Origin of the sequence: Alteromonas lipotrueae, assembly GCF_019249215.1 — a bacterium.
Taxonomy (GTDB): domain Bacteria; phylum Pseudomonadota; class Gammaproteobacteria; order Enterobacterales; family Alteromonadaceae; genus Alteromonas; species Alteromonas lipotrueae.
In genome coordinates this window covers 115,994-140,696 of the sequence record NZ_JAESDI010000009.1, presented here as the reverse complement: position 1 = coordinate 140,696, position 24,703 = coordinate 115,994, and the positions used below count along the sequence as shown (strand labels likewise).

Annotated in this window: 21 protein-coding genes and 1 tRNA gene; 16 read left to right on the top strand and 6 right to left on the bottom strand. The window is 43.1% G+C overall.

From position 1 onward, the window contains the following. The first annotated feature begins 302 nt into the window (after nt 1–302). Nucleotides 303–2,678 carry a Lon protease family protein gene (locus JKP82_RS12470; RefSeq protein WP_246604362.1) on the top strand — a complete coding sequence of 792 codons (2,376 nt, stop codon included), beginning with the start codon at nt 303–305 and terminating at the stop codon, nt 2,676–2,678. 32 nt (nt 2,679–2,710) lie between these two features. Here JKP82_RS12470 and JKP82_RS12465 read toward each other — a convergent pair whose 3' ends face one another. Both JKP82_RS12465 and yhbY read right to left on the bottom strand, forming a co-directional pair. Further along, nucleotides 2,711–3,541, bottom strand: coding sequence for a 3-hydroxyacyl-CoA dehydrogenase (locus JKP82_RS12465; protein WP_220099938.1), 831 nt, complete (start codon nt 3,539–3,541; stop codon nt 2,711–2,713). A gap of 137 nt (nt 3,542–3,678) precedes the next feature. After that, nucleotides 3,679–3,972, bottom strand: a complete 294-nt coding sequence (yhbY, locus tag JKP82_RS12460; protein ID WP_218397235.1) for a ribosome assembly RNA-binding protein YhbY — start codon at nt 3,970–3,972, stop codon at nt 3,679–3,681. A gap of 95 nt (nt 3,973–4,067) precedes the next feature. On the opposite strand from yhbY, the gene rlmE reads away from it, so the two are divergent. The 9 genes from rlmE to JKP82_RS12415 all read left to right on the top strand — a co-directional run bounded on the left by rlmE (nt 4,068) and on the right by JKP82_RS12415 (nt 13,225). Continuing rightward, nucleotides 4,068–4,697 carry a 23S rRNA (uridine(2552)-2'-O)-methyltransferase RlmE gene (gene rlmE, locus JKP82_RS12455; RefSeq protein WP_159530719.1) on the top strand — a complete coding sequence of 210 codons (630 nt, stop codon included), beginning with the start codon at nt 4,068–4,070 and terminating at the stop codon, nt 4,695–4,697. Nucleotides 4,698–4,807: 110 nt separating this feature from the next. Continuing rightward, nucleotides 4,808–6,754 (top strand): ATP-dependent zinc metalloprotease FtsH, encoded by a 1,947-nt coding sequence (ftsH, locus tag JKP82_RS12450; protein WP_159530717.1) that lies wholly within the window; start codon nt 4,808–4,810, stop codon nt 6,752–6,754. A gap of 116 nt (nt 6,755–6,870) precedes the next feature. Further along, nucleotides 6,871–7,695, top strand: coding sequence for a dihydropteroate synthase (gene folP, locus JKP82_RS12445; RefSeq protein WP_159530715.1), 825 nt, complete (start codon nt 6,871–6,873; stop codon nt 7,693–7,695). Nucleotides 7,696–7,704: 9 nt separating this feature from the next. Next, nucleotides 7,705–9,048, top strand: a complete 1,344-nt coding sequence (gene glmM / locus JKP82_RS12440; RefSeq protein WP_159530713.1) for a phosphoglucosamine mutase — start codon at nt 7,705–7,707, stop codon at nt 9,046–9,048. Between the two features lie 95 nt (nt 9,049–9,143). Then, nucleotides 9,144–9,890 (top strand): triose-phosphate isomerase, encoded by a 747-nt coding sequence (tpiA, locus tag JKP82_RS12435; protein WP_159530711.1) that lies wholly within the window; start codon nt 9,144–9,146, stop codon nt 9,888–9,890. Between the two features lie 10 nt (nt 9,891–9,900). Continuing rightward, complete coding sequence (gene secG, locus JKP82_RS12430) at nt 9,901–10,374, top strand: preprotein translocase subunit SecG (protein WP_218397233.1); 474 nt, start codon at nt 9,901–9,903, stop codon at nt 10,372–10,374. Between the two features lie 7 nt (nt 10,375–10,381). Continuing rightward, nucleotides 10,382–10,467 (top strand) — tRNA-Leu (locus tag JKP82_RS12425). Between the two features lie 174 nt (nt 10,468–10,641). Further along, entirely contained in the window at nt 10,642–12,936 is a 2,295-nt protein-coding gene (locus JKP82_RS12420; RefSeq protein ID WP_218397231.1) for a bifunctional diguanylate cyclase/phosphodiesterase, read from the top strand. A gap of 130 nt (nt 12,937–13,066) precedes the next feature. Beyond that, complete coding sequence (locus JKP82_RS12415; protein WP_159530705.1) at nt 13,067–13,225, top strand: YqaE/Pmp3 family membrane protein; 159 nt, start codon at nt 13,067–13,069, stop codon at nt 13,223–13,225. Nucleotides 13,226–13,322: 97 nt separating this feature from the next. Here the strand turns inward: JKP82_RS12415 and JKP82_RS12410 are convergent, their stop codons facing one another. Continuing rightward, nucleotides 13,323–13,766: a hemerythrin domain-containing protein gene (locus JKP82_RS12410; protein WP_159530703.1), complete on the bottom strand. Its 444-nt coding sequence runs from the start codon at nt 13,764–13,766 to the stop codon at nt 13,323–13,325. Nucleotides 13,767–13,955: 189 nt separating this feature from the next. Then, complete coding sequence (locus JKP82_RS12405; RefSeq protein WP_218397229.1) at nt 13,956–15,614, bottom strand: diacylglycerol kinase family protein; 1,659 nt, start codon at nt 15,612–15,614, stop codon at nt 13,956–13,958. Between the two features lie 165 nt (nt 15,615–15,779). Here JKP82_RS12405 and JKP82_RS12400 point away from each other — a divergent pair, with 165 nt between their 5' ends. Then, nucleotides 15,780–16,367, top strand: a complete 588-nt coding sequence (locus tag JKP82_RS12400; protein ID WP_309475337.1) for a DUF2878 domain-containing protein — start codon at nt 15,780–15,782, stop codon at nt 16,365–16,367. Nucleotides 16,368–16,435: 68 nt separating this feature from the next. Here JKP82_RS12400 and JKP82_RS12395 read toward each other — a convergent pair whose 3' ends face one another. After that, nucleotides 16,436–16,987 (bottom strand): hypothetical protein, encoded by a 552-nt coding sequence (locus tag JKP82_RS12395; protein ID WP_159530697.1) that lies wholly within the window; start codon nt 16,985–16,987, stop codon nt 16,436–16,438. A 603-nt stretch (nt 16,988–17,590) separates the two neighbouring features. Here JKP82_RS12395 and JKP82_RS12390 point away from each other — a divergent pair. The 5 genes from JKP82_RS12390 (at nt 17,591) to JKP82_RS12370 (ending at nt 24,022) form a co-directional block, all read left to right on the top strand. Further along, nucleotides 17,591–18,625, top strand: coding sequence for a DNA topoisomerase IB (locus tag JKP82_RS12390; protein WP_309475336.1), 1,035 nt, complete (start codon nt 17,591–17,593; stop codon nt 18,623–18,625). Nucleotides 18,626–19,069: 444 nt separating this feature from the next. Continuing rightward, the gene (putP, locus tag JKP82_RS12385; protein ID WP_218397330.1) at nt 19,070–20,578 is read left to right on the top strand and encodes a sodium/proline symporter PutP; all 1,509 of its coding nucleotides are present in this window, start codon (nt 19,070–19,072) and stop codon (nt 20,576–20,578) included. A 6-nt stretch (nt 20,579–20,584) separates the two neighbouring features. Further along, nucleotides 20,585–21,694, top strand: a complete 1,110-nt coding sequence (gene proB / locus JKP82_RS12380; protein ID WP_129738012.1) for a glutamate 5-kinase — start codon at nt 20,585–20,587, stop codon at nt 21,692–21,694. Then, nucleotides 21,691–22,938, top strand: a complete 1,248-nt coding sequence (locus JKP82_RS12375; protein WP_218397224.1) for a glutamate-5-semialdehyde dehydrogenase — start codon at nt 21,691–21,693, stop codon at nt 22,936–22,938. Before proB ends, JKP82_RS12375 begins: the two co-directional genes overlap by 4 nt. 178 nt (nt 22,939–23,116) lie before the next feature. Beyond that, nucleotides 23,117–24,022, top strand: a complete 906-nt coding sequence (locus JKP82_RS12370; protein ID WP_218397222.1) for a mechanosensitive ion channel family protein — start codon at nt 23,117–23,119, stop codon at nt 24,020–24,022. Here JKP82_RS12370 and JKP82_RS12365 read toward each other — a convergent pair. Next, entirely contained in the window at nt 24,005–24,565 is a 561-nt protein-coding gene (locus JKP82_RS12365) for an HNH endonuclease (protein WP_159530691.1), read from the bottom strand. The two genes, JKP82_RS12370 and JKP82_RS12365, sit on opposite strands and share 18 nt — an antisense overlap. Between the last annotated feature and the right edge of the window lie 138 nt (nt 24,566–24,703).

The following is a 24,703-nucleotide window of genomic DNA, read 5'->3' as shown; positions in this document are numbered from 1 at the left end:
GCAGGTTTAACTTGCATGTAGCCGCATAGAATAACCCAGCGCAACACTTAGCCTCAATAGCTAGTGCTAGGTTACCACGACTTTTTTGTGACTACTTGTTGAAAAAGTAAGCGAATTGGCAAAGGTTTCACTTGATAGCGGTTTCGTACATAAAAATTAATAGCCGCGATTGTTCGTTAATTCATCGATTAGAGGCCCGAAACAGTGCTTTACGGCATAAGGGTTTGACACACTACTTAAATAGGGTTTCACTTACCCTAAAGCACAATAAATAGAACACTATGCCAGGCGAAAGCACCACTATGGCCCTAGATCCAATTGACCTAACCCCAACCATCAATCGAAAAGCAGTGAATGCTGCCTTAAAAGACGATGAAGCCCTAAATGCCACATTTATAGGGCAGGAGCGCGCGCGAGAAGCGTTAACCTTCGGTCTTGGCATTAACGCGAAAGGTTATAATCTTTATGTGATGGGTGAACCGGCTACGGGTCGCTTTACCTTGGTAAAAGATTACATTGAACGCCAAGTAGCCGTACTGCCTGCACCCGATGATTGGTGTTATATCAATAACTTTGATGAAGAGCGCGAGCCAGTAGCCCTTCGTTTTCCGCCTGGTGGCGGTAAAGCATTTCAAAAAGACATCACTAGCTTAATTGATGACGTGCTCGATACCTTTCCGGTGGCATTTGATAACCCGGGTTACCAGCGCCGTAGAACCAGCATATCCCGCGAATTCGATCAAAAATACGATAACGCCATTGATGCGGTAGAGCGTTTTGCAAAAGCCAATGAAGTGGCTATGAATGAAGACGGGGGCACTATCACGTTTTCACCTATTGTTGATGGTAAACCCATTAGCGATGCCGAATTTGCGACGGCTAGCGACGAAAAGCGCCAATTCTTTTACAACTTGATAGACGAGCTAGAAAATAGACTAAGTGAAAGTTTATTAAGTTTACCGTCGTGGAAGCGTGAAAACTCAGAGCGCTTGCGTGAGCTAGACAAGCAAACTGCCGAGCAAGGCATTAAGCCACTTCTAAAGGTACTAGAGCACAAATACGCGTCAGATTTAGGCATTTTAAAATACTTAAAGCAGCTTAAAACCGCACTTGTGAATGCTATTTTACTTATTTTAGCTGAAGAGCAAAAAGACGAAAAAAGTGATGATTTCGACAAACGCTTATTCTTAGAAGAGCAATTTCTGCCTAATGTATTGGTTGCGAATCGTCTAGATGACTCTGCGCCAGTAATCTATGAGCCAAACCCAACTTATCAAAACCTGTTCGGGAAAATTGAATACACTAATATTCATGGCAGTGTTTACACTAATTACAGAATGATCCGCCCTGGCGCATTACATCGTGCCAATGGCGGTTATTTGCTGCTTGATGTAGACCAGTTAATAGAACAGCCCTATGTGTGGGATACCCTTAAGCTGGCGGCGAAATCTGGTAGTTTGAAAATGGATTTACCACAGCAAGATGTAGGTATGGTAAATGCGATTACCCTAAACCCTCAACCTATCGATTTGAACGTAAAGATAGTGCTGTTGGGGTCGCGAGACTTGTATTACACCTTGCAAGATTACGATGATGAATTCGATGAGCTGTTTCGTGTGTTGGTCGATTTCGATTTAGAAATTCAGGTGACTCGACAAGCTTTGTTCGATTTTGTGGGCAAAGTGCGCAAACACATTTTAGCGCTTAACTTAACCGGTATTACCGCGAATGCTATGTGCCGGTTAGTCGAATATTCATTGCGCATGGCTGAACACCAAGAAAAGCTTTCAGCACATTTTGCTGAAGTGATTGAGTTGGTGAATGAAGCCCATTATTTTTGCGTAAAGTCAGGTAGTGAAACCCTAGAACTTGACCATTTGCGCACCGCGCTTAGTGCTAAAAAACGGCGAACAGGGCGCGTAAGCCAAACCCTACTTAATGATATTAAAGAAGGGCATGTGCTTATTGCTACCGATGGTAAAGCCATAGGAAAAGTGAATGGACTTACGGTGCTAGATATTGGCGATACCGCCTTTGGTACGCCTGCGCGCATTACCTCTACGGTATTTGCTGGCGCAAGTGGTGTCGTTGATATTGAACGTGAAGTAGAGCTTGGCCAACCGATTCACTCAAAAGGCGTGATGCTATTAACAGGGTATTTAGGTTATAAATACGCTCAGCACTTCCCGCTAACCTTATCGGCTAATATTGCGTTGGAGCAATCGTACGGACACATCGATGGTGATAGTGCGTCATTAGGTGAGTTGGTGGCGTTAATTTCTGCGTTAACCGAAATTCCATGCGTACAAACCCTTGCCATCACAGGCTCTATAAATCAATACGGTGAAGTGCAAGCGGTGGGTGGGGTGAATGAAAAAATTGAAGGCTTCTTCGACTTATGTCAGCACCGCGGCTTAACTGGTACACAAGGTGTGGTCATTCCTAAATCGAATGCGATTAACTTGGTGTTAGATGCCACTGTCATTGATGCGGTGAAAAAAGGCTTGTTCCACATTCATACTGTAGAAACGGTAGATGATGCCTTGGCCGTATTAATGGGGCAGGACGCCGGTACATTAAGTAGCCGAGGTCGTTACCCCAAAAACACCATCAACTATCATGCGGTGAATCGTTTATATAATATTGCACTCATGGTTAACGGTGGCGATGGTGAATAATGCTAGTGAATTAGTCGCGTGTTAGTACAGTTTTACTTGGGCGGCATTCTTAAGCCGCCGTCTAAGCGAATGGTTTCACCGTTTAAATAGTTATTTTCGGCAATATGCAGCACCAATTTACCGAACTCTTCAGGCAAACCTAAGCGTTTGGGAAACTGCACGTTAGCAGAAAGGGCGTCTTGTACCTTTTCTGGCATGGCAAGCAACATGGGGGTTCCCATTACCCCAGGAGCGATGGTGTTTACGCGAATACCCAGTGGGGCAAGATCTCTCGCCATAGGTAGTGTCAGTGCAATAATGCCGCCCTTACTAGCTGCATAAGCGGTTTGTCCTATTTGCCCCTCATAGCCTGCTACAGAGGCAGTATTGATAATAACACCACGTTCGCCTTCCTCATTTAGTGGTGCTTGCTTCGCCATTGCTGCGGCCACAAGACGAGCTACATTGAAGCTGCCCACCAAATTTATATCAATCGTGTTTTGAAAATCACCTAAAGGGACTGGGTTACCATCTCGGTCTAGCAAACGTTTTGCAGGGGCAATGCCAGCGCAGTTTATGCATAATGAAAGCGTGGAAAAGCGAGAAAGGCACTTATCAATAGCATGGGTAATATCATCTTCGCTTCTTACGTCAACCTTAATAAACAAGGTATGTTCAGCACCGAGTTCCTCAACGCGTTGCTTACCCATTTCTTCATTAAGATCGAGTAAACATACATTGGCACCGGCAGCACGAAGGGCAATAGCGGTAGCATGACCTAGACCGGAGCATCCACCGGTGACTATTGCGGTTCGCTTTTCAAGCGGTTTTTGTTGTATATAGGGAGTATGAAGCGAGTTGGGAATAGGCTTTGTTTCTGTCATAGGGTTTCCGTGTAGGTTCCGTATTATTTTTTGTTAATTTATGTCCACAACGACATTATCATGTTTATTAACATAATATTAACGGCAATACGGTACGAAAACTATGGTGCCGGCAAAAACCGACACCATGGTATGACTTATTTTGGCAACTGAATTTTACGCTCTTCACTCGGACGGTAAAGAATAAGCGTGTGTCCAATTACTTGTAGCTTGTCTGATTTCGTTTCGCGAACAATCGCATCCATGATGAGTGATTTTTCTTCACGATCATCAGTAGGAACTTTAACTTTAATCAGTTCATGGAAATTTAATGCGTTGTCGATTTCCGCAACAACACCTTCAGTTAGGCCGTTTGAACCTAGCTGTACGATAGGCTTTAGCGGGTGCGCTAGGCCTTTTAAAAATTGTTTCTGTTTATTTGAAAGTTTCATGTAGTCAATTTTCTTACAATTAATCTATAAATTTAAGCTTGAATTAACGTATTCTAACGCCATCTTCTCTACAATCCTAATGACAATGTATTGGAATGACAAAAAAGAAGCACTCTGCCAGCAGTAAACGCTGGTTAACAGAACATTTTAACGACCATTATGTGCAAAAAGCACAGAAGCAGGGTAAGCGTTCGCGCGCCTTCTTCAAATTGGAAGAAATTCAGCAAAAAGACAAACTTATCAGCACAGGTAACACAGTAGTGGACCTTGGTGCTGCGCCAGGAGGCTGGTCTCAACTGGCTTCTGAACTGGTAGGAGACAACGGGCAAGTTATCGCATGCGATATTTTACCGATGGATTCTATTGTTGGCGTTGATTTTTTGCAGGGTGACTTCAGAGATGAAGCTGTTTTAAATGCGTTATTGAACAGAATTGGTGGGAACACCGTAGATATAGTGTTGTCTGATATGGCACCGAACCTGTCTGGAAATGCAGCAGTAGACCAAGCTGGCTCGATGTACTTGTGTGAACTGGCACTCGATATGTGTCATCAAGTACTGAAACCAGGTGGCAGTTTTGTTATTAAAGTCTTCCAAGGGGAGGGTTTTGATACTTACCTACGTGCATTACGTGACGCGTTCACAACCATAAAAACACGTAAGCCAGACTCATCGCGTTCACGGTCTCGTGAAGTGTATTTGGTGGCTCTTGGGTACAAAGTGTAGTACGCTTTGAGTAAGCGATTTTCGTTGCGAAAGTTTATGTGTGTAAGGGAAGCACTCGTGGTTTTATCTTTCACAAGTATATTCTTTCGGATTTTTAGAGGTTAGTAGCATTGAGCGATATGGCAAAAAATTTAATCTTATGGTTGGTTATCGCCGTTGTGTTGATGTCTGTTTTTCAGAGCTTTTCACCTGGTGAATCGTCGAAAACACAGACCGACTACACAACTTTTTTAAGAGAAGCTGAGCAGGGTAACATCCGTGAAGTTCGCATTAATAATAGCGGCGAAATTCGTGGTACCCGACGTTCAGGCGAAACATTTCAAACGTACGTACCGTATTTTGATGACAAGTTAGTTTCTGACTTGGTCAAAAACGATGTACGCGTTTACGGTGAGCCGCCAGAAGAACAATCATTTCTCACATCTATTTTCATTTCTTGGTTCCCAATGCTTCTGCTTATTGGTGTATGGATTTTCTTCATGCGTCAAATGCAAGGTGGTGGTGGTCGCGGCGCAATGTCTTTCGGCAAAAGCAAAGCTCGCCTATTAGGTGAAGACCAAATCAAAACCACCTTTGCTGATGTTGCAGGTTGTGACGAAGCAAAAGAAGATGTGTCTGAATTGGTAGATTTCTTACGCGACCCATCTAAGTTCCAAAAATTAGGCGGTAAAATTCCTAAAGGCGTACTGATGGTAGGTCCTCCTGGAACGGGTAAAACATTGCTTGCCAAAGCGATTGCAGGTGAAGCAAAAGTGCCATTCTTTACCATTTCAGGTTCAGATTTTGTTGAAATGTTTGTGGGTGTAGGTGCATCGCGTGTTCGTGACATGTTCGAACAAGCGAAAAAAGCCGCTCCTTGTATCATTTTCATCGATGAGATTGATGCGGTAGGTCGTCAACGTGGCGCAGGTTTAGGTGGTGGTCACGACGAACGTGAACAAACACTTAACCAGATGTTGGTTGAAATGGATGGGTTTGAAGGTCATGAAGGCATTATTGTTATTGCCGCGACTAACCGTCCAGACGTACTAGACCCTGCATTGTTGCGTCCAGGTCGCTTTGACCGTCAAGTGGTTGTTGGTTTACCTGACATCCGTGGTCGTGAGCAGATTCTTAAAGTTCACATGCGCAAAGTGCCTGTGGCCGATAACGTGGAAGCAAGTGTTATTGCCCGTGGTACACCAGGTTTTTCCGGTGCCGACTTAGCTAACTTAGTTAACGAAGCTGCGTTATTCGCTGCACGTGGTAACAAGCGTTTAGTGGCGATGGAAGAGTTTGAGAAAGCGAAAGACAAGATCATGATGGGCTCTGAGCGTAAGTCAATGGTGATGACTGAAGCTGAAAAAGAGATGACGGCATATCATGAAGCGGGTCACGCCATCGTAGGTCGTTTAGTGCCAGAGCACGATCCGGTTTATAAAGTGTCTATCATTCCTCGTGGTCGTGCATTGGGTGTAACCATGTACTTGCCAGAGCAAGATCGTGTGAGCCATTCTAAGCAACACCTTGAGAGCATGATTTCAAGTTTGTTTGGTGGTCGTATTGCTGAGCAAGTGATTTACGGCGACGACAAGGTCACCACTGGTGCCTCTAACGATATTGAACGTGCTACTGAGATTGCTCGTAAGATGGTAACGCAATGGGGGCTTTCTACTAAGATGGGTCCAATGCTTTATGCTGAAGACGAAGGCGAAGTGTTCTTAGGCAAATCAATGTCTAAAGCCTCTAGCATGTCTGATGATACTGCTCGCGCAATCGATGCAGAGATTAAATCACTCATCGACAGCAACTATGATAGAGCGCACAATATTCTAGAAGAGAACATCGATATTCTGCATTCAATGAAAGACGCACTGATGAAGTACGAAACGATTGATGCAAAACAAATTGATGATCTTATGGCGCGCACTGAGGTTCGTCCTCCTTCAGACTGGGATGATCGTCGTCCTTCTGATGGCGACAAACCAAGTGGCGGTAAGCCTGCTCGCGAAGGCGAGATTACTAACGATGGCGTAGATAAGCCGTCGGTTGGTAAACCAGGTGACTTACCTAGCTAGAAATTGATACAACGTTAATAAAACGCCAGTCTTTCTGGCGTTTTTTATTTGTGCAGTGATAATTTTGAACGATCAATACCACGCCGAGTTGGCAGATTGAATTTAAGAGTAAATAAATGCAGTTTTCCTCCCACAAATTAGACTTATCCCGCCCACAGGTTATGGGCATTTTGAATGTCACACCGGACTCCTTTTCTGATGGCGGCAAGCATGCGCTTTTAGAAAATGCGGTAAGACATGCTGAAAAAATGCTGTCTCAAGGTGCCACGCTAATAGATGTAGGTGGTGAGTCGACACGACCAGGCGCCGCGCCGGTTTCTCTTGAAGAAGAGCTAGACCGTGTTATTCCGGTTATTGAAACATTGCGCGCAAATACAGACTGCATTATTTCAGTAGATACCAGTAAAGCTGAGGTAATGACGCAAGCGGTTAGCGCTGGAGCAGGGCTCATTAACGATGTAAGAGCCTTGCAAGAACCTGGCGCTCTGAAGGCCGCGGCAAACGCGAATGTGCCAGTGTGTTTAATGCATATGCAAGGCCAGCCTAAAGATATGCAGCAGCAGCCTCATTACAAAGACGTTGTGGCTGACGTTAAACAATTTTTATTAGCAAGAGCATCAGATTGCATTGAAGCTGGCATTAAAAAAGACCAAATTTTGTTCGACCCTGGCTATGGCTTTGGGAAATCCCTTGAACATAATTATGCATTGGTTAAACATCTTCCAAGTATACTCGCACTAGGCTATCCGGTGTTGGTAGGGATGTCTCGTAAATCTATGATTGGCAATTTGTTAAATAGAAATGTGGATGAACGCTTGGCGGGAAGTATTACCCTCGCTACAATTGCAGCACAGCAAGGTGCGCATATTATCCGCGTTCACGATGTACAGGAAACAACGGACGCAGTTAACATTGTTAATATGCTAACAACAATAGAATAAGGAACCTTCATGGGGCAGCGTAAATATTTCGGCACTGATGGCATACGCGGTAAAGTTGGCGAAAGTAATATTAATCCCGAATTTGCAATTAAGCTTGGTTGGGCAGCAGGAAAAGTGCTTGCCGGGCGAGGTACCAATAAAGTACTAATTGGCAAAGATACTCGTATATCAGGCTACATGCTAGAGTCTTCTTTAGAAGCGGGCTTATCAGCTGCTGGTATTGATAGCGGTTTACTAGGCCCCATGCCTACGCCCGCAATTGCCTATTTAACGAAAACATTCCGCTCTGAAGCCGGTATTGTGATTAGTGCTTCACATAATCCTTATTATGATAACGGTATTAAGTTCTTCTCGGCAGACGGTTTCAAACTCGACGATGATATTGAACTAGCTATAGAAGATATGCTTGATAAACCAATGACATGCGTTGCCTCTGATAAGCTAGGGAAAGCAACCAGAATTAACGATGCTGCAGGCCGCTATATTGAATTTTGTAAAGGTACTTTCCCTTCAGATCTGTCTCTCACCGGATTAAAGATAGTCGTAGATTGTGCCCATGGTGCCACTTACCATATTGCGCCGAATGTATTACGTGAGCTGGGTGCTACGGTGATTGAAATTGGTACGGCGCCAAATGGTTTAAATATCAATGAAGGTGTTGGCGCCACTTCGATGGATGCGATAGTGGAGAAGGTAAAAGAAACGAATGCTCACCTTGGTTTCGCCTTAGACGGTGACGGCGACCGTATTATGATGGTTGATCATTTAGGCAATGTGATAGATGGCGACCAAATTGTATATATGATTGCCCGCGATGCACTTAAAAATGGCCGCATGCAAGGCGGTGTTGTAGGTACATTGATGAGTAACCTTGGGTTAGAAATTGCCTTTAGCAAGCTAGGCGTTCCTTTTGCACGAAGTAAAGTAGGGGATCGCTATGTAATGGAAATGCTTCAGCAAAAAGGCTGGGCAATTGGCGGCGAGAACTCGGGTCATATACTGAATTTGGCAACGTCTTCTACCGGCGACGGCATTATTGCAGGCTTACAAGTTATCGCTGCAATGTTGCGCTCAGACTTAGATTTACATGATTTAAGTAATGGCTTTGATATGTATCCTCAGTGCTTAGTCAACGTGCGTTATCAAGATGCTAGTCAAGATTATCTAGCGCATGCTGATGTGCAAGGTGCTAAAGAAGAAGCAGAAGCTTCATTGGGCAAGAAGGGCCGCGTTTTATTACGTAAAAGCGGAACTGAACCCCTTATTCGCGTTATGGTAGAGTCTGATAACGAAGGGCATTCTTCCAAGTGGGCAGAGCATATTGCTGAAACTGTTCGTAAAGTCGCCAATTAGTTGGCAGAACTGGAAATTTCGCGTTTTATACTTGTATATTTTTACTGAAATCGTTAATATCACGCCCGCTTTAAGACAGGGCTAAGGTCTGCATTGTGAATAACAATAAAAGAAAGCCGCTGGTAGCGGGCAATTGGAAAATGAACGGTAATCGTTCTCTGGTCACTACGTTCAACGATGCATTTGAGAATAATGCGGTTGATAATGTTGATGTAGTTATTTGTCCTCCTGCTCTATATCTTTCAGCATTTTCTACTCAAGCCTTTGCGTTGGGTGGACAAGATGTCAGTCATCTTGATAATGGCGCTCATACAGGTGACCTTTCTGCTGACATGTTGAGTGAACTTGGTTGTAAGTACGCCATAGTAGGGCACTCAGAAAGAAGAGACGACCACGGAGAAAGCAATAGCTTAGTGGCCGAGAAAGCAAAGAAATCAATTGCAAGTGGATTGACCCCTATCATTTGTGTGGGTGAGTCACTTGATATTAGAGAAAGTGGTCAGGTTGAGTCTTTCATTGGCGAACAACTTGACGCATTAGTTAACGGTTTATCTGTTGAAGAGCTTTCTAAATCAGTACTTGCTTATGAGCCTGTTTGGGCCATAGGTACTGGAAAGACAGCTTCACCTGAACAAGCGCAAGACGTACATGAATTTATTCGTGGATACTTTGCAAAAGTAGACGCAGAGCTTGCTCAAGGGTTACGAATTTTATACGGCGGCAGTGTTAAAGCAGATAATGCTAAAACATTGTTTGCACAACAAGACGTAGATGGTGGCCTCATTGGCGGCGCCAGCTTAAAGACAGAAGATTTTATTTCAATTTGCCAAGCGGCAAACTGACGAGGTAATTATGGTTTACGAAGTGCTACTGGTAGCATATTTAATTGTTGCATTGCTGTTGATTGGTTTTGTTCTTATTCAACAGGGTAAAGGTGCAGATATGGGCGCTTCTTTTGGTAGCGGCGGCTCAAATACAGTATTTGGTTCAGGTGGTTCTGGTAACTTCATGACTCGCACTACAGCCATTCTCGCTGGTTTGTTTTTCTTTATCAGCCTTACGTTAGGCGCGATGACAGCGAACCGCGAAAGTGCAGTAGATGAGTGGGATAATTTGGAAGTACCAGCGGCTGTTGAAGCCCCGGTTCAAGCGCCAGCTGATATGGACGTTCCTGTTATGGATACGCCTGCGAAAGACGCAGCAACCACGAATGATATTCCAATGGGTGACGCTCCTAACGCTGAGGCTCCCAACGCTGAGGCTCCTCAGGCTGAAGTTACTGAGGAAGACGTACCTAAGCCTGACGATTCAGACGTACCTAACTAAGATTTTTGCGGAAGTGGTGGAATTGGTAGACACGCCATCTTGAGGGGGTGGTGAGCATAGCTCGTGCGGGTTCAAGTCCCGCTTTCCGCACCAACTTTAAAAACCGGCTTTTAGCCGGTTTTTTTGTGTTTCTAATTTTTTTATAAAATGAACAATTACGCCAACCTCGCGACTATTAGTCTTGCGGTAATTGGGCTATGCTACTAGCTGAATTAGAAAAAGTGAATGTACGTATTATGTATAAAACGGTGCGCTGGGAGCGGTAGGTTGCAAATATCACTTCGACAAAGTCTTTTTAGAACGCTTCTTGGCGGAATTTTTATAGCCTCACTCCTCATTGTTGCAGGGGTTTGGAAGTCAGCCAACAACTTGGTTAAACAAAATATCAGCCAAGATATTGCTGTTACCGAAAAGGTGCTGCATAGGCTAATTGAAGACCGCCAAGCTATCATTAAAAGCGTCTCCAACGTACTTCTTCGTTCTTATGATTTTCGCCAAGCCGTGGGGACCTCAGATTTACCCTCTATACAAACTGCGTTAGAAAGTTACGCGTCGCGAATTAATTCCGATGTGATTGCATTAGTGAATTTAGATCACACTATTGTCGCTTCTCACAGTGCCCTTTTTACACCGGGTGAAACCTTAGAAGCCAGCACTTCACTTGTTGCAAAAGGCTACGAAAACGGTTTTTTCCTCATTGATGACTCATTAATACAGTTAAATCTCTATAAAGTAGAAATTCCGACATTACGTTATTACATGATCATCGGTGTGGAGTTTGATGAAACATTACTACAAGAACTAAGAAATCTTGTTGATGCTGAAATTATTATCACCAATGTTAGTGACAATACGCCGATTGCGTCAACGCTTTCGCCTGCGCAAGTAGAGTCAGTTTTAACGGGTGATCCCACACCATCTTGGGTCGATGTAACTTTCAAGCAGAAAAATACCTACATAAGTCGTGAAGTTAGCTTAGTGTCGATGTCGGCGCTTCCTGTACGCATTACTATAGCTGTAGATGTATCAGACGCCTTCCACGCGTTTACCGACATCCAATTAAGTATTTTAGTGTTAACCCTAATTGCAGTTTTGGTGGCGTTGGGGTTCTCAATGCTACTGGCTCGAAATGTCAGCAGTTCCGTTTCTAACCTTGTCAAAGCAGTCAATAGGGTAGCTGGCGGTGAATATGGCGCTACACTAGACAAACCATCAAAGTTACGTGAAATAAGTGAACTCGCATCGGCAGTGGATAGCATGCAAGAGAGCATTCAACACCGAGAAAAGCATATTCGGTATCAAGCGCAACATGATGTGCTAACAGGTTTGTTCAATCGAAATTACGTTGAAGGTTATTTTGATGGAAAAATGTCTGAGAATATAAATTTGCAGGTTGTTGCTATCACGATTATTGGCTTTAGAACGACCAACGACCTTTATGGGTATTCAAATGGAGACAACACGCTCAAGGCACTTGCTACGCGTTTACTTCGCTGGCCTGGCACATCTGCACGTTTAGCCGGGGGAGAAATTCTCTATATTTCCGATACGGCGTTAGATGAAAATCAACTAGAAACGTTGAAACATATTTTAGAGCAGCCCGTCGAGAGTAACCTAATCTCTATCCCTGTCAAAGTGGCGATGGCAGTGGTGTCTTGCCCTCAAGATGCCACCAACTCAGAAGAACTATTTCGTAAAGTTAATATTGTTACCGATGAAGCTATTCACTCTAATGCATGGTGTGTTCATTATCGCCCCGAGCTTGAGGCTAAGTACGTTAGGCGTTTAACCATTACCACCGAGCTTAAGCGTGCGCTTTCTAGCAATCAAAGTGAGCTTTCTATGGTGTATCAACCCAAAATTGATCTCAGTACGATGAAAGTATGCAGCATGGAAGCGCTGATAAGATGGAATAACGCGACGCTTGGTTTCGTACCCCCAGATGAATTTATTACCATCGCTGAGCAGGCTGCACTAATCGAACAAGTCACAACTTGGGTTATGCAGCAAACGATTACTGATTTGTCCTACTTTAGGCAAAAAGGCTATGGCTTTACAGTAGCCATGAACCTATCAACCCAAGATATTCAAAATAAGCCGTTACTCGATAAACTGGTTTCTTTACTCACCGATGCAGCTCTCTCGCCTGATGCCCTAGAGCTAGAAATCACAGAAAGTGATTTGGTAGCCGATGCTTCACTTGCCATTGAAAACCTGAACGCATTGACGAGCAGGGGATTCCATTTTGCCATCGATGACTTTGGTACTGGCTACTCATCGCTCGCGTATTTGAAAAATTTGCCTGTCGATACTATCAAAATTGATAAAAGCTTTATTTTGTCTTTAGCGACCGACGACAACGATAAGCAAATCGTGCATACCGTGCTGGGATTAGCTGCTGCCTTCGACTTAAAAGTGGTAGCTGAAGGTGTAGAAGACGAGATGTCGCTAAATATTTTGAAAGAGTGGGGCTGTGATATTGCGCAGGGCTACTTCATTAGCCGGCCATTGGCTAAGCATGCGCTAGAAGAATGGTTAGAAAATTCACCTTTAGGCGAATAGACGTGTGCCAGTAAATTCCTTATTGTTGGCAGTATATATGCATTATAAAAGCAAAGCCTGCTTAAAAACTTAAAATACCGCAGTTAGAGTGGGTGAACTGTGAAATTACTTCAAAAACAAGGATATTATTATGGACATTATTCGCATTATACTTTCAATCTTACTGCCTCCTTTAGGTGTGTTCTTACAAGTTGGTATTGGCGCTCAGTTTTGGATAAACATCCTTTTAACGTTGTTAGGCTACTTCCCTGGTGTTATCCACGCCGTGTACATTATCGCTAAACGATAGTTTATTTTACTAACTTTTAGTAAAACCAAGCATGAAAAGAAAGGCCAGTCTATGACTGGCCTTTTTCGTATCGTTATGATTTGAGTAACACTTGAGCCTAAAGAGGCGCAAGTTCTTTTGCCATTTCCTCTTGGTAAGCATCGGCAAGTTTATTCTTCTGAGAATCGTTAAGAAGTCGACCAGCCACCTGGAAAAACTCTTGCTCTTCATCAGCAAGGTGATGCTCAACTTTTTCCTGAAGCGATTTCAAGTGACGTAGCCATCCTGGTGAGTCCATTTTAGTCTCATCCAGTTTTTCGATTAGCTCATCAATTTCGTGATGTTCTGCAATACCGTGACGGGTTAACTCTACGGCGTCATCCTTTTTAAGGAGGGGAGAATAAAAATGGCGCTCCTCCGCAATGGCATGACTTTCGAGCTGATTTTTAAGCTCTTGGTAATACTCTCGGCGTGCAGCCGTGTCTCCACTGGTCTCAGCGAGAATTTTAAGTAACAATCTTTGTTTCTCATGATCTTGGCGTAACGCTTCGAAAATCTTCATCGGTAATCCCTCAACTAGTTGTACTAAAATGTGGCGTAAAAAGCACGTTAACCAATGCGAGAAGCGTTCCACTATATTGCGTTCACTAAGTCACTGTAAGTAAAGCTTTTAGCGGCTGATTATCGTTTCAATACATAAGCAGCCGCTTAATTAATGCATTTCTTACATAGCGTTTGCGGTAATCTTTACTTATCGTTTTTCTGTCGTGAATTGACTGTTATTTTGCGCATGGTCTATGCCCGTTAATACTCGGAGACTCGCGGGGTGTGTGGTGATACTGATTTCACTTGCGCTGAATATCTCACCATCAACCGCGTAAGATATTTCCTCGTCAAAATAAAGGGATATCGATGGGGACTGTTTATGCCTGATACTGTCTGAACTGGTTTTGTAATCTTCAGGACCAAAGACGAGCTCTGCCAAAGAGAGTAATTGACGGTCAGATGAATCTTGTGGGGTTAGCCACGTGATATCTAATTTACCATCAGTCACATCTGGTAAGTCTCCGCCTTGCGCGAGTGCGGTGGTAATTGGCGCAGCATTGGCGATCACTAAGCTTGGTGTTTCTAAGTGCTGGGCTTCTTCATCATTAAACTTTACCTGAAGACCAAGGTTTTCGTTTTTGCCAATGGCCTCCCAAAGCCCCTTAAGGTAGGCAAATTGTCCACCAGAGTCTTTTTCTCCTCGTCCTGCGGCAGATATCATATGCTCTTCAAACCCGACAGCCGCAACCAGTAACATCATTCTGCCATTACACTGGGCAGTATCAATATCTGCAGTTTTACCGTTAATAATGACGTCACACGCTGTGCTGATGGGAACAATTTTGCTAGCATAACCATGAAGTACCTGACAAAGGGCATTGGCCGTACCAAGGGGAATAACCCCTAGTGTTACATTCTTATCGGTGAGGGCATTGGCCACCTCAGTAATGGTACCATCGCCACCACAGGCAACAATAATTTGTGCCCCATCGGCTAAGGCTTCTTTAGCCAAGGCTTCACCGTTTATTTCTTCTGTTGTTTCTTTAACGGTGACTTTAAATTTTTCGTTCAATCTTGCCAGAATGTCGGCCTTTTCAACTTCCCATTTACCCCCGCCAGCAACAGGGTTGGCAATGAGGGTAAGGCGCTTAGTTAATGACAAGCTTCCACCATTCTTTATTTTTTCCAGTGCTGCTAACTGATGTTTATTTAGCCTTGCTGTCGTTCGAACCGATTGAATCTTGTCCATCGCATCTAGAATTGATAACGAGGGCTCTCTCGCTAAAAGGTAGGCGGCTAGCACTAGTACAGAACGCCCTCGACCAAGTGCACAATGCACTACGACATTTTTACCTTCAACGAGTTGTTGATCTAACCAGTTAATTGCAAGTGTAAGTTGTTCTTGGGTGGGGCTGGTATGGTCAAGAACAGGAATGTTTAAATAATCAAAATCCAATTGATAGGCTGTCCAATCTAAGCCATCGAATTCGGCGGTAACGTCTAAAATAGCGTTAATATTGTTGTTTTTCAGCATATCCACATGTTGAGAAGACATGCGACAACCTAAATAGAGTTGGTCATCTATTCTTTGGAAGGGAGGAACCTTGTCGGTACGCCTTGCATACTCATTGTACAACCAGCTTCCCAGTAAAAATGGAACGAATACCCACCGAATATAAATAGGGATTGAACCATCTTCACGTTTTCTGAACAATGCAGGATAGTTAAGCAAGTAGGCGCTACTAACTGCAATAAGTGAAAAACTGATCCAAGCAAAGATGACAGAGAGCCATAGTGTTGGGCTAAACCAGGTTAGCACTAGTGCTAAGATTGCGCCGAGTACATAATATTTAACCATCTTCATACTGTTCACATTTCCTTTGTTCAAAGATTTAATTAACTTATACAGTGGTTCCGCTTTTTTTGTTTATTACTAATATGCATCTATGTAGGTAGAATGAAATTAAACATCAAAAATTACGTTTTATTAAAACTTTACAAGTGAACTGGCTGACAAACAGTACCGTAAATGTTCCATCTGACTTTCAACTGCAGTATTCACATTCATAAACGGGCGAATTCAATGTCGAACAGTTTCATTATCAAATTGGTTAACTTTCTATGGTTTCAAACCATTTGGTGGTTAGTGGTTTTATACCAAAGTACTTTTTTGGTTTTGGGTTTACTGATCGCGTGGCTTGTTTACTCACCATTGCGAAAGTCAGATGGTAAAATAATGATAGCAGTTTTATTACTAGGTACAGTGGTTGACTCACTACTGATGTTGACAGGGGTATTTAGCTTTGAGCGTGGGGCTTGGTTTAGCGGTGGTGCATCTCATTGGATAGTACCCATTTGGCTGGTGTGCCTATGGGCAGCACTAGGGGGCTCAATACAACACAGTTTGAGTGTATTTGCTAACAAGCCATGGCTAGCAATGATCGGCGGTGCGGTTTTCGCCCCGTTAAGTTACTTTGGTGGCCAGAAGTTTGGGGCTGTTAACTTCGGATACTCACCGCTAATTACGCTGTTTATTTTGACTCTTGTATGGGGCGTAGTATTTCCGGTGTGTTTTTTACTGGCGAAAAAGTTATCGGCTCACGATGAGCAAGATTAAGTAAGTCTAGCAACTCCCTTTAACTTACGTTATAAGGGAGTAAGCTGCTAATTTGGGTTCAAGAGATACTAGCGTACCGCTTCGACCACATTCTTGCTTCGCGAATGTAAAAACGATGCAATGTCAGACGCCGATTGGCTCTTTTTCAAGTTAATAACCACAGCCACATGATTTCTTCGTATAGCATGCCTAACAGCTTGCACTATTTCTGTACGGTCTGGGCGCAGGCCAACTAAACCTGCTACAAATAAACCAGTAAAGATGCCTGGGCTTATTAACGCGATGTAAGTAAATAGTGGGTTTTGCTTCGTTAGTTCAGGGCCGAACGAAACCAAAAGAAATGCTCCTAGCATGCCTACAAGAAAGCCTACACCACCAAGCACTAAGTGGGAGTGCCACAAATTTTTGCCTATGCTTCTGCTCTCTCGTTCTAACTTCTCACTTATTTCAGTATCGCTTCCGTCGATGAAAGACACTTGGTCAGTACTGATATCAGTTGAATTTGCCAGTTGTTGAATGGTTTTTTTTGCCATCAATTTGTCTTCAAATATGGCAGCAACTTGAATTTGGTCATTTGGCGCTAGAGATGCGCGAAGATTTTCATGATTAGCAGTTTGCATAACTTCTCCGATAAACCCAGTCAATTTATACCTAAGCGGTACCCTTCAACGTTTTTGCCAAAGGCGGGTAAATTCATAACTATTAAACGAATTTACAAATATTCATTGATAACCATTCAAAATGCGTTCCGCTGGCGGGTTAAACTTTAGTTTACATGCTTTCGAAGCGCTCTATTTTTATGTAAGATGTTGAATTTCATCGTTAATATTGGTTTTTTGATAAGGTTGGCTTAACTTTATGTCGATAATACTTACCCTAGGTCTATAGATAACATTTTCGCTATGTTACATATTTACTCACAGTATGAAAATTTGTCTCAGTCTGTTAATTTAGCTTTCAGCGGTTGTCTTACTGCTTACTAATATGATGGCGCCAAATCATTAACCCAATGTAAAATTACATCGATAACCTAATGAATGTAATAGAAAATAATTTTTAATCGAATCAATTGCCTCGCAACGGGCCATGGCTTTTGGCTGGTGCGTCAACACGCACGTAACTTGCATCTCCGTTTGCATTCAAAATAGCGATTTTAAGTTACCACACTGTTAAGCAGCCTTGATGTAAGTTTGCGGTACACATTATTTTAGAAGGGAGTTGACGTGACCATAGGGCAAGTCGTTGATGGGAGTATGCGTCATCCACACCTTACAATTAAGCGCATTGCTTGTGGTAAAGGTGCCTATTATCTTTACACCAGCGGTCGTAAGGTTGAAGGGCAACGTGTGCTGCGTAGAATCAAATCACTCGCCATTCCTCCTAACTGGAAAAGTGTCACTATCAGTCGCGACCCTAAAGCAAGTATTCAAGCGATTGGCCTAGATGCTAAAGGGCGAAAACAATACCTCTATCATCCTGATTGGCATAAACAGCAACAAGTAGAAAAATTCAAACGTTTGACTTTATTTGGTCAGAAGGTACCTGAGTTTAGAGAATTTTGCAGGGCACTCGTTAGTGGCGAGCAGTGGACAATAGAGCGAGCGTCAGCCTTGGTGTGCCTGTTATTAGATTACACCGGCGTAAGAATTGGCAATGCTCAGTACAGTAAAGAAAATAACACCTATGGCTTAACTACGCTTCGTCGTAAACATGTTCAAGAAGCAACGCTTGAAAAGGTGTCTCTTGAATATTCTGGTAAACACAGTAAGCGACGCACCATTACTATCGACGATCCTTTATTGGCATCCTTAGTGTGTGAATGTACTCAGCTTCAAGGTTACAGCTTATTTAGGTATCAATTATCTGATGGCTCTTGGTGTGATATTCATAGTGAAGACGTGAATGACTTTATTCACGCGCACTTGGGTGAAAGCTTCAGTTGTAAAGATTTTCGAACCTGGGCGGCCAGTCGATTTGCACTGCAAAGCTTCCCTGACGTTGAAAGGTATTTGCGAGAAGGGCGTAACCGTAAATGGCCTAACTCGTTGAGTTCACATGTGTCAAAAATGCTGGGAAATACCCCTTCCGTTTGTAGACAGTATTACATTCACCCGAAATTATATTCTGTGTTTGATGAGAAAAATACGTTTGAAAATTTATTAAAGACACTCCAGCAGTTTAATCAGGAAATTTGCGATCCTATTGAACGAGAATTAAGCACTGAAAAGCTTTTGTTGTCGATTATTTCATCTGAGTGACAACTAGATTAACTTTTAATAATAAATGTTTCTATTGATGCTAATAGTGTACTGGTTGAACGACGTAGAGTACAAAATATTGCGTTTCACGGAACCGCATGGTTGCATTAAAGTTGCTTTAAATCAGTGCCTTGTAGGCAGTTTTGAAAGAGGTAATGTATGTGGAACCTTTTTGGTTATATTCACGCAGCAAATAGGCTTCATAACAAATTGACTACTATTTAAACTTGAAATCACACCAGTGATACTTATATAATTAGAGCTCTAATCATTATTGTTCAATTTAAATGTTTGATTCTGAGTTTGGCATAAGGCTAAAGTCGGAAACAAATGATGCGTGTTATTCAAGCCTTCAAACCTTGTATAGCACTTCGATGGAATGCAATGTCCTTCGAACATCTGAATGATGTAATTTTAACTAACATAGGAGAGCAATCTCACATTATGCCAATTGAAAGTTATATATCGCTGGCAATTTATTTTCTAGCGATGTTGGGTATAGGTCTTTTTGCATATCGTCAATCTACTAGTGATATTTCTGGTTACATTCTAGGTGGTAGGAAGGTTAGCCCTCAAGTTACTGCACTATCAGCAGGTGCTTCTGATATGTCAGGTTGGATGTTAATGGGATTGCCAGGGGCAATGTTCTTAACCGGGTTCGACGCAGTTTATATTGCTATTGGTCTTGTCGCAGGGGCATTAGCAAATTATATATTGATTGCACCTAAGCTTCGTGTTTACACCGAAGTCGCAGATGATTCCTTAACCGTGCCGGAATTCTTCGCAAAGCGCTTCGACAACCCTAAAGCAAACGTACGCATCGTTTCAGCTGTCATCATTGTCTTATTTTTTACTTTATATACGTCTGCAGGGCTTGTAGCCGGCGGAAAGCTTTTTGAAAGCGCGTTCTCAGTTGATTATCAGCTTGGGCTGTTTATCACATTGGGCGTTGTCGTTTCATACACCTTATTGGGTGGATTCTTAGCGGTTAGCCTTACCGATTTTGTGCAAGGTTGCATCATGTTTATTGCCCTTGTTCTCGTGCCGGTTGTGGCCTTTACCGAGTTTAATGGTGTAAACCAAATGACGGCTGCTGCGTATGAATCAGTACCGAATTTTACTGAGTCATGGGGTGCACTCACTCTTGTGGGCTTGCTTTCAAGCCTTGGGTGGGGCCTTGGCTACTTTGGTCAGCCTCACATTATTGTAAGGTTTATGGCTATTCGCGATGTTAAATCGGTGAGCACCGCACGAAATATTGGTATGTCTTGGATGCTAGTTACTATACTTGGAGCATTAGCAACGGGTTTTGTAGGGATAGCCTATGCAAATCAATTCAATTTAAGCGTGGACGACGCTGAGACTATTTTCATCGTTTTTTCTCAGTTGCTATTTCACCCGCTTATTAGTGGCTTTTTAATGGCTGCTATTTTAGCTGCCATTATGAGTACTATTTCGTCTCAGTTATTGGTATCGGCTAGTTCGTTAACCGAAGACATTTATCGAGTTGTAGCGAAAAAAGACATCAGCGAAAAAGAGACAGTGACCATCGGAAGAGTTGGTGTAGCGGGCGTTGCCATAGTGGCATTGCTATTGGCGATGGACTCGTCGAACTCTATTCTTTCGTTAGTGAGTAATGCATGGGCTGGCTTTGGAGCCGCATTTGGCCCGTTGGTATTGTTCAGCTTATACAAAAAGGATTTAACACAGAATGCGGCATTAGCCGGCATTATTAGTGGTGCAGTAACTGTCCTATTTTGGATATACGCACCCGTGTTGGCTGACGGTAAAACGTTAAGCAGTGTTATTTATGAAATTATTCCTGGCTTTGCGGTAAGCACCGCAACCCTTTGGTTGGTATCGCGTGCAGGTGCTGCGCCGTCTGAAAATGTTCAGCGCTTATTTAGAGCAACCAACCAGCAATTAGCAGATCAACAATCTTTAGGTGAATGAAATATTATGAGTCATCCCAATTGGAAACGCGTGGTCATTAAAGTAGGCAGTGCACTAATCTCGCCGAACAAGCAAGGGTGCAGCAGCCACTACTTGCTAAGTATTGCCCAGTTCATCGTGCGTTGTCGGGCAAATGGAACACAGGTAGTGTTAGTGTCTTCAGGTTCAGTCGCCGCTGGAGCACATCTGTTCCCGGATCACGAAAAATCAAATATTGCTGTGAAAAAGGCAATGGCTGCAGCAGGGCAGACAGAAATGATTGCGACCTGGGACAGGTTATTCGACTTCCCATCGGCGCAAATGTTGTTAACCCATGCTGACCTGCGTGATAGAGAGCGCTACGTTAGTATTCGTGAAACCATTTTTAGTTTGTTAGAGCATAACGTTCTACCTATCGTAAATGAAAACGATACGGTAACGACCGATAAACTAAAAGTAGGCGATAACGATAACTTATCCGCTATGGTGGCAGCAGCAGCTGACGCAGATGCACTTATCATCTGTTCTGACATTGACGGTTTGTATAACAAAAACCCTCATGATCACGACGATGCTGAGTTGCTCAAGAAAGTAGATACCATAGACGCCAGTATTTATGCCATGGCTGGTGGTGCAGCAGAAGGCGGTGTTGGCACCGGTGGTATGCGCACAAAAATTGAAGCGGCTGAAAAAGCAGTTTCGCATGGTATAGATACATATATTATTAACGGCTTTACCGAACTGTCATTTAACATGTTGCTTGCGGGTAAAAACCCAGGCACGCACTTTAGTCCTTACGATAAGCCTATGCTAGAAAACGTGCATTGGATGCGCCATACGTCGAACGCGCAAGGCGAAGTGATAGTTGAGGGAGATTTTGATTCCTCATTGGAAAACGACAGTGAACAACTTACCAGCAGCGAGATAGTTGATGTAAAAGGCGAGTTCTCAGTGGGCGATACCATTTTGGTACGCAAAGCTGATGGAACTAAGCTTGTTAAAGCGAAATCAAACTACAGTAGCTGTTTACTGAATTTTATCGCGAATCAGGAAAACGATGACTTCGCCAGTGAATTTGAAGATAAGACTGGCCCTATTATTTCTGATCAGCATGTAGCAAATTTGGAGAAAGAATGAGCATTATTACAGAATTAGCAAAACAAGCGAAACAAGCGGCACAAACACTTGCCATCTTAGATGAAGCTGAGAAAAATGCGGTGTTAAAGGATATGGCTGCGGCTATTCGTGGAAATAAAGACACCATTAAAGCGGTTAACGAAAAAGAAGTGGCGCGTGCTAAGGAAAATAACCTAGACGATGCCATGATTGACCGTTTGATTTTGGATGATGCCCGCATAGAATCTATGGCAGAAGGCATTGAAGTTATTATTAGCCTTGACGATCCTGTTGGTCGTGAGCGCGTAATTGGCACCCGACCAAACGGCATTGAAATTAAAAAGATGCGTATTCCATTAGGTGTAGTGTGCATGATTTATGAAGCACGCCCTAATGTAACAGCCGATGCTGGCGCACTGTGTTTTAAATCGGGTAACGGCGTTATTCTACGTGGTGGTAAAGAAGCACTGGATACCAGTCTAGCCATCGCTGGGCTTATGCAAGACGTGCTTGAAAAGCATAACTTACCAAGAGCATTGGTTACTGTAGTACCAAATCCAGATCGCGCGCTTATGCAAGAGCTAATGGAACAACGTGACTACATTGACGTTATTATTCCACGTGGCGGCGAAGGATTAATTAACTATGTAACCGAACACTCTAAAGTGCCTGTGATACAGCATTTTAAAGGCGTATGTCATTTATATGTCGATAAAGACGCTGATTTAGATAAAGCGTTGGCTATCTTGTTAAATGGTAAGACGCAACGTACTGGCGTATGTAATGCGTTAGAAGGTTTGGTAGTACATCAAGCTATTGCGGGCGACTTCTTACCTCGCGTTGCCGAAGCGTTTGAGCAACATAAGGTGACAGTGCATGTGAATGAAAAAGGCGCTCAGTATTTCAACGGCGCGGATGTCATTAGTGAAGATGCATACGGTGAAGAGTACTTAGGTTTAGAAATTGCCATTCGTGTAGTGGATGATTTCGCAGGTGCCATTTCTCATATTGCTGACTTTGGTAGTAACCATACTGAAGTTATCTGTACAGAAAACGAAGATAGCGCTAAGAAATTTCAGCGTGCCGTAGACGCCAGTGTAGTAATGGTAAACGCATCTTCACGTTTCTCTGATGGCAGCCAACTTGGTTTAGGTGCTGAAATTGGTATCGCGACTACTAAGCTTCATGCCTATGGGCCAATGGGATTAGAATCGCTAACGTCTGAAAAATACCTAGTGAATGGTGTTGGTCAAATTCGCGAATAAGCGACTAGCAAACTAACACGAAATAGCTTCGTTCAACGTAAGCATAAAATCCCGGCCTTTGAATGGGAATAATCCCACTGGTCGGCATTGTGCCCATCAATAGCATGCTTCATAATAAAGGCGCTGTATTTACAGCGCTTTTTTTATTTTCTATCAAACGGTTAACTGGAGCATCTACATGGAAATAGCGATAGACCCAACACAAATGTGGCATAACCTTGTTCAATTTGTGTTGGATTACAAGCTATTGGCCTCGCTCTTTTTAGTGGTATTACTCCACTTTTTCAAGAAGGGTACCCTTCGCCTTATTAAGCGTCGGAGCTCGCGCAAAGGGGAAGATCGACGTAACCAGATTAATATTTTAGAGCAGCTAGGTAATGCATTCATTATTGTGCTGCTGATGATGGTGTGGTCATCTGAAATTCAGAACCTTGCCATTTCAATTGCCGCTTTCATGGTGGCTATTGTGTTAGCTACCCGCGAATTTATTCAATGCTTTATGGGCTTCATTTACTACCTAGGCGCACGGCCATTTAGGGTAGGGGATTGGATCCAGATGAATAACGTCATCGGGGAAGTGGTAGAAATGGATTGGGCAAAAACCGCCTTATTAGAAGTTGACCCTGAAACCTTCAATTATACCGGTAAGCACGTATATGTGCCTAATAGTCAGTTAGTTACTCAGACAGTGCGTAATTTAAACTTCTTACGTCGTTATAAATTGCACTCTTTTAATATTGTGAACGAGCCGACGGTAAATGCGTACAGCTTATTACCAGCATTTAGGGCCAGTGCACAAGCGCACTGTGAATACTTTCGTGATGTAGCAGAACGGTATAAAGGCCTTATTGAGCGTCACTTAGAACAAGACTTTATTCAAATTGACCCTGAAGTTGAAATTAAAACCAATGAACTGGCTAAGGTAGTCGTGAAAGTTAGTTTGTTTTGCCCGACAGCAGAGGCACACGAACTTGAACACAAAATGTGTTCAGATTGGCTAAGCCTGTGGTTTGAGGCGCTAGAAAAAAGTGCCTGTCCGCCAAACACTTCGTCTAGCTCTCAATCGCTAGGGGAAACCGTTTAAGTGCCAATCTCGCTTATCGGTAAAGTGGCCTTTTAAAAATTCCATTTGGTCAGCCAATATTCGTCGGTTCACTAAATAGAACCTTTCATAAACGTTTGGCCTGAAGGGTACAGCAAGCAAAGGCATGCCCGCTTCCTCAGGGGTTTTGGCCGCTTTAGCATGGTTACAGCGCTGACAAGACGTTGCCACATTAGTCCAGCTATCTTTGCCACCCCGTGAGCGTGGAATAATATGATCACGGGTTAACAGGCTAGGTGAGAAGCGTTGGCCGCAGTAAAGGCATAAGTAATTATCACGCCTAAACAGATACCGATTGGTTAACGCTATTTTTCCGCTTAAATCTGTGACTTTGCCATCGCAAGCAATAATACTCGATAACGTTAACTGACTTTGATGGCCATGGTGATCCCAGCCACCTTTAAGCGTAACAGCATCACTGCCTAATTCGAATAATACCTTTTCCTGACAATAGAGTTTTGCAGCTTGCTCAACATGGATCCATTCCTGTGGCATGCCAGCTTTATTTAGTCTGAGTACTAGCATTGCATTCCCCTTAGCGCACCGTGTAGGTTTAGTTATAGCATACGAGGTTTTATGTCATTATGATGAAAATACATACAATTTGAGCGTATTAATACAAAATTCATCTGGTTATGGTGATATTTACGTTGCGGTGAGTAT

Excerpts from the sequence above, each read along its gene's own strand:
- rlmE (WP_159530719.1), top strand. The coding sequence starts at position 4,068 with ATGACAAAAAAGAAGCACTCTGCCAGCAGTAAACGCTGGTTAACAGAA.
- putP (WP_218397330.1), top strand. The coding sequence starts at position 19,070 with ATGCCAATTGAAAGTTATATATCGCTGGCAATTTATTTTCTAGCGATG.
- glmM (WP_159530713.1), top strand. The coding sequence starts at position 7,705 with ATGGGGCAGCGTAAATATTTCGGCACTGATGGCATACGCGGTAAAGTT.
- folP (WP_159530715.1), top strand. The coding sequence starts at position 6,871 with ATGCAGTTTTCCTCCCACAAATTAGACTTATCCCGCCCACAGGTTATG.
- JKP82_RS12400 (WP_309475337.1), top strand. The coding sequence starts at position 15,780 with ATGTTCCATCTGACTTTCAACTGCAGTATTCACATTCATAAACGGGCG.
- JKP82_RS12410 (WP_159530703.1), bottom strand. The coding sequence starts at position 13,766 with ATGAAGATTTTCGAAGCGTTACGCCAAGATCATGAGAAACAAAGATTG.
- JKP82_RS12365 (WP_159530691.1), bottom strand. The coding sequence starts at position 24,565 with ATGCTAGTACTCAGACTAAATAAAGCTGGCATGCCACAGGAATGGATC.
- JKP82_RS12470 (WP_246604362.1), top strand. The coding sequence starts at position 303 with ATGGCCCTAGATCCAATTGACCTAACCCCAACCATCAATCGAAAAGCA.
- JKP82_RS12405 (WP_218397229.1), bottom strand. The coding sequence starts at position 15,614 with ATGAAGATGGTTAAATATTATGTACTCGGCGCAATCTTAGCACTAGTG.
- proB (WP_129738012.1), top strand. The coding sequence starts at position 20,585 with ATGAGTCATCCCAATTGGAAACGCGTGGTCATTAAAGTAGGCAGTGCA.
- JKP82_RS12370 (WP_218397222.1), top strand. The coding sequence starts at position 23,117 with ATGGAAATAGCGATAGACCCAACACAAATGTGGCATAACCTTGTTCAA.
- yhbY (WP_218397235.1), bottom strand. The coding sequence starts at position 3,972 with ATGAAACTTTCAAATAAACAGAAACAATTTTTAAAAGGCCTAGCGCAC.
- JKP82_RS12465 (WP_220099938.1), bottom strand. The coding sequence starts at position 3,541 with ATGACAGAAACAAAGCCTATTCCCAACTCGCTTCATACTCCCTATATA.
- JKP82_RS12375 (WP_218397224.1), top strand. The coding sequence starts at position 21,691 with ATGAGCATTATTACAGAATTAGCAAAACAAGCGAAACAAGCGGCACAA.
- JKP82_RS12395 (WP_159530697.1), bottom strand. The coding sequence starts at position 16,987 with ATGCAAACTGCTAATCATGAAAATCTTCGCGCATCTCTAGCGCCAAAT.
- secG (WP_218397233.1), top strand. The coding sequence starts at position 9,901 with ATGGTTTACGAAGTGCTACTGGTAGCATATTTAATTGTTGCATTGCTG.
- JKP82_RS12415 (WP_159530705.1), top strand. The coding sequence starts at position 13,067 with ATGGACATTATTCGCATTATACTTTCAATCTTACTGCCTCCTTTAGGT.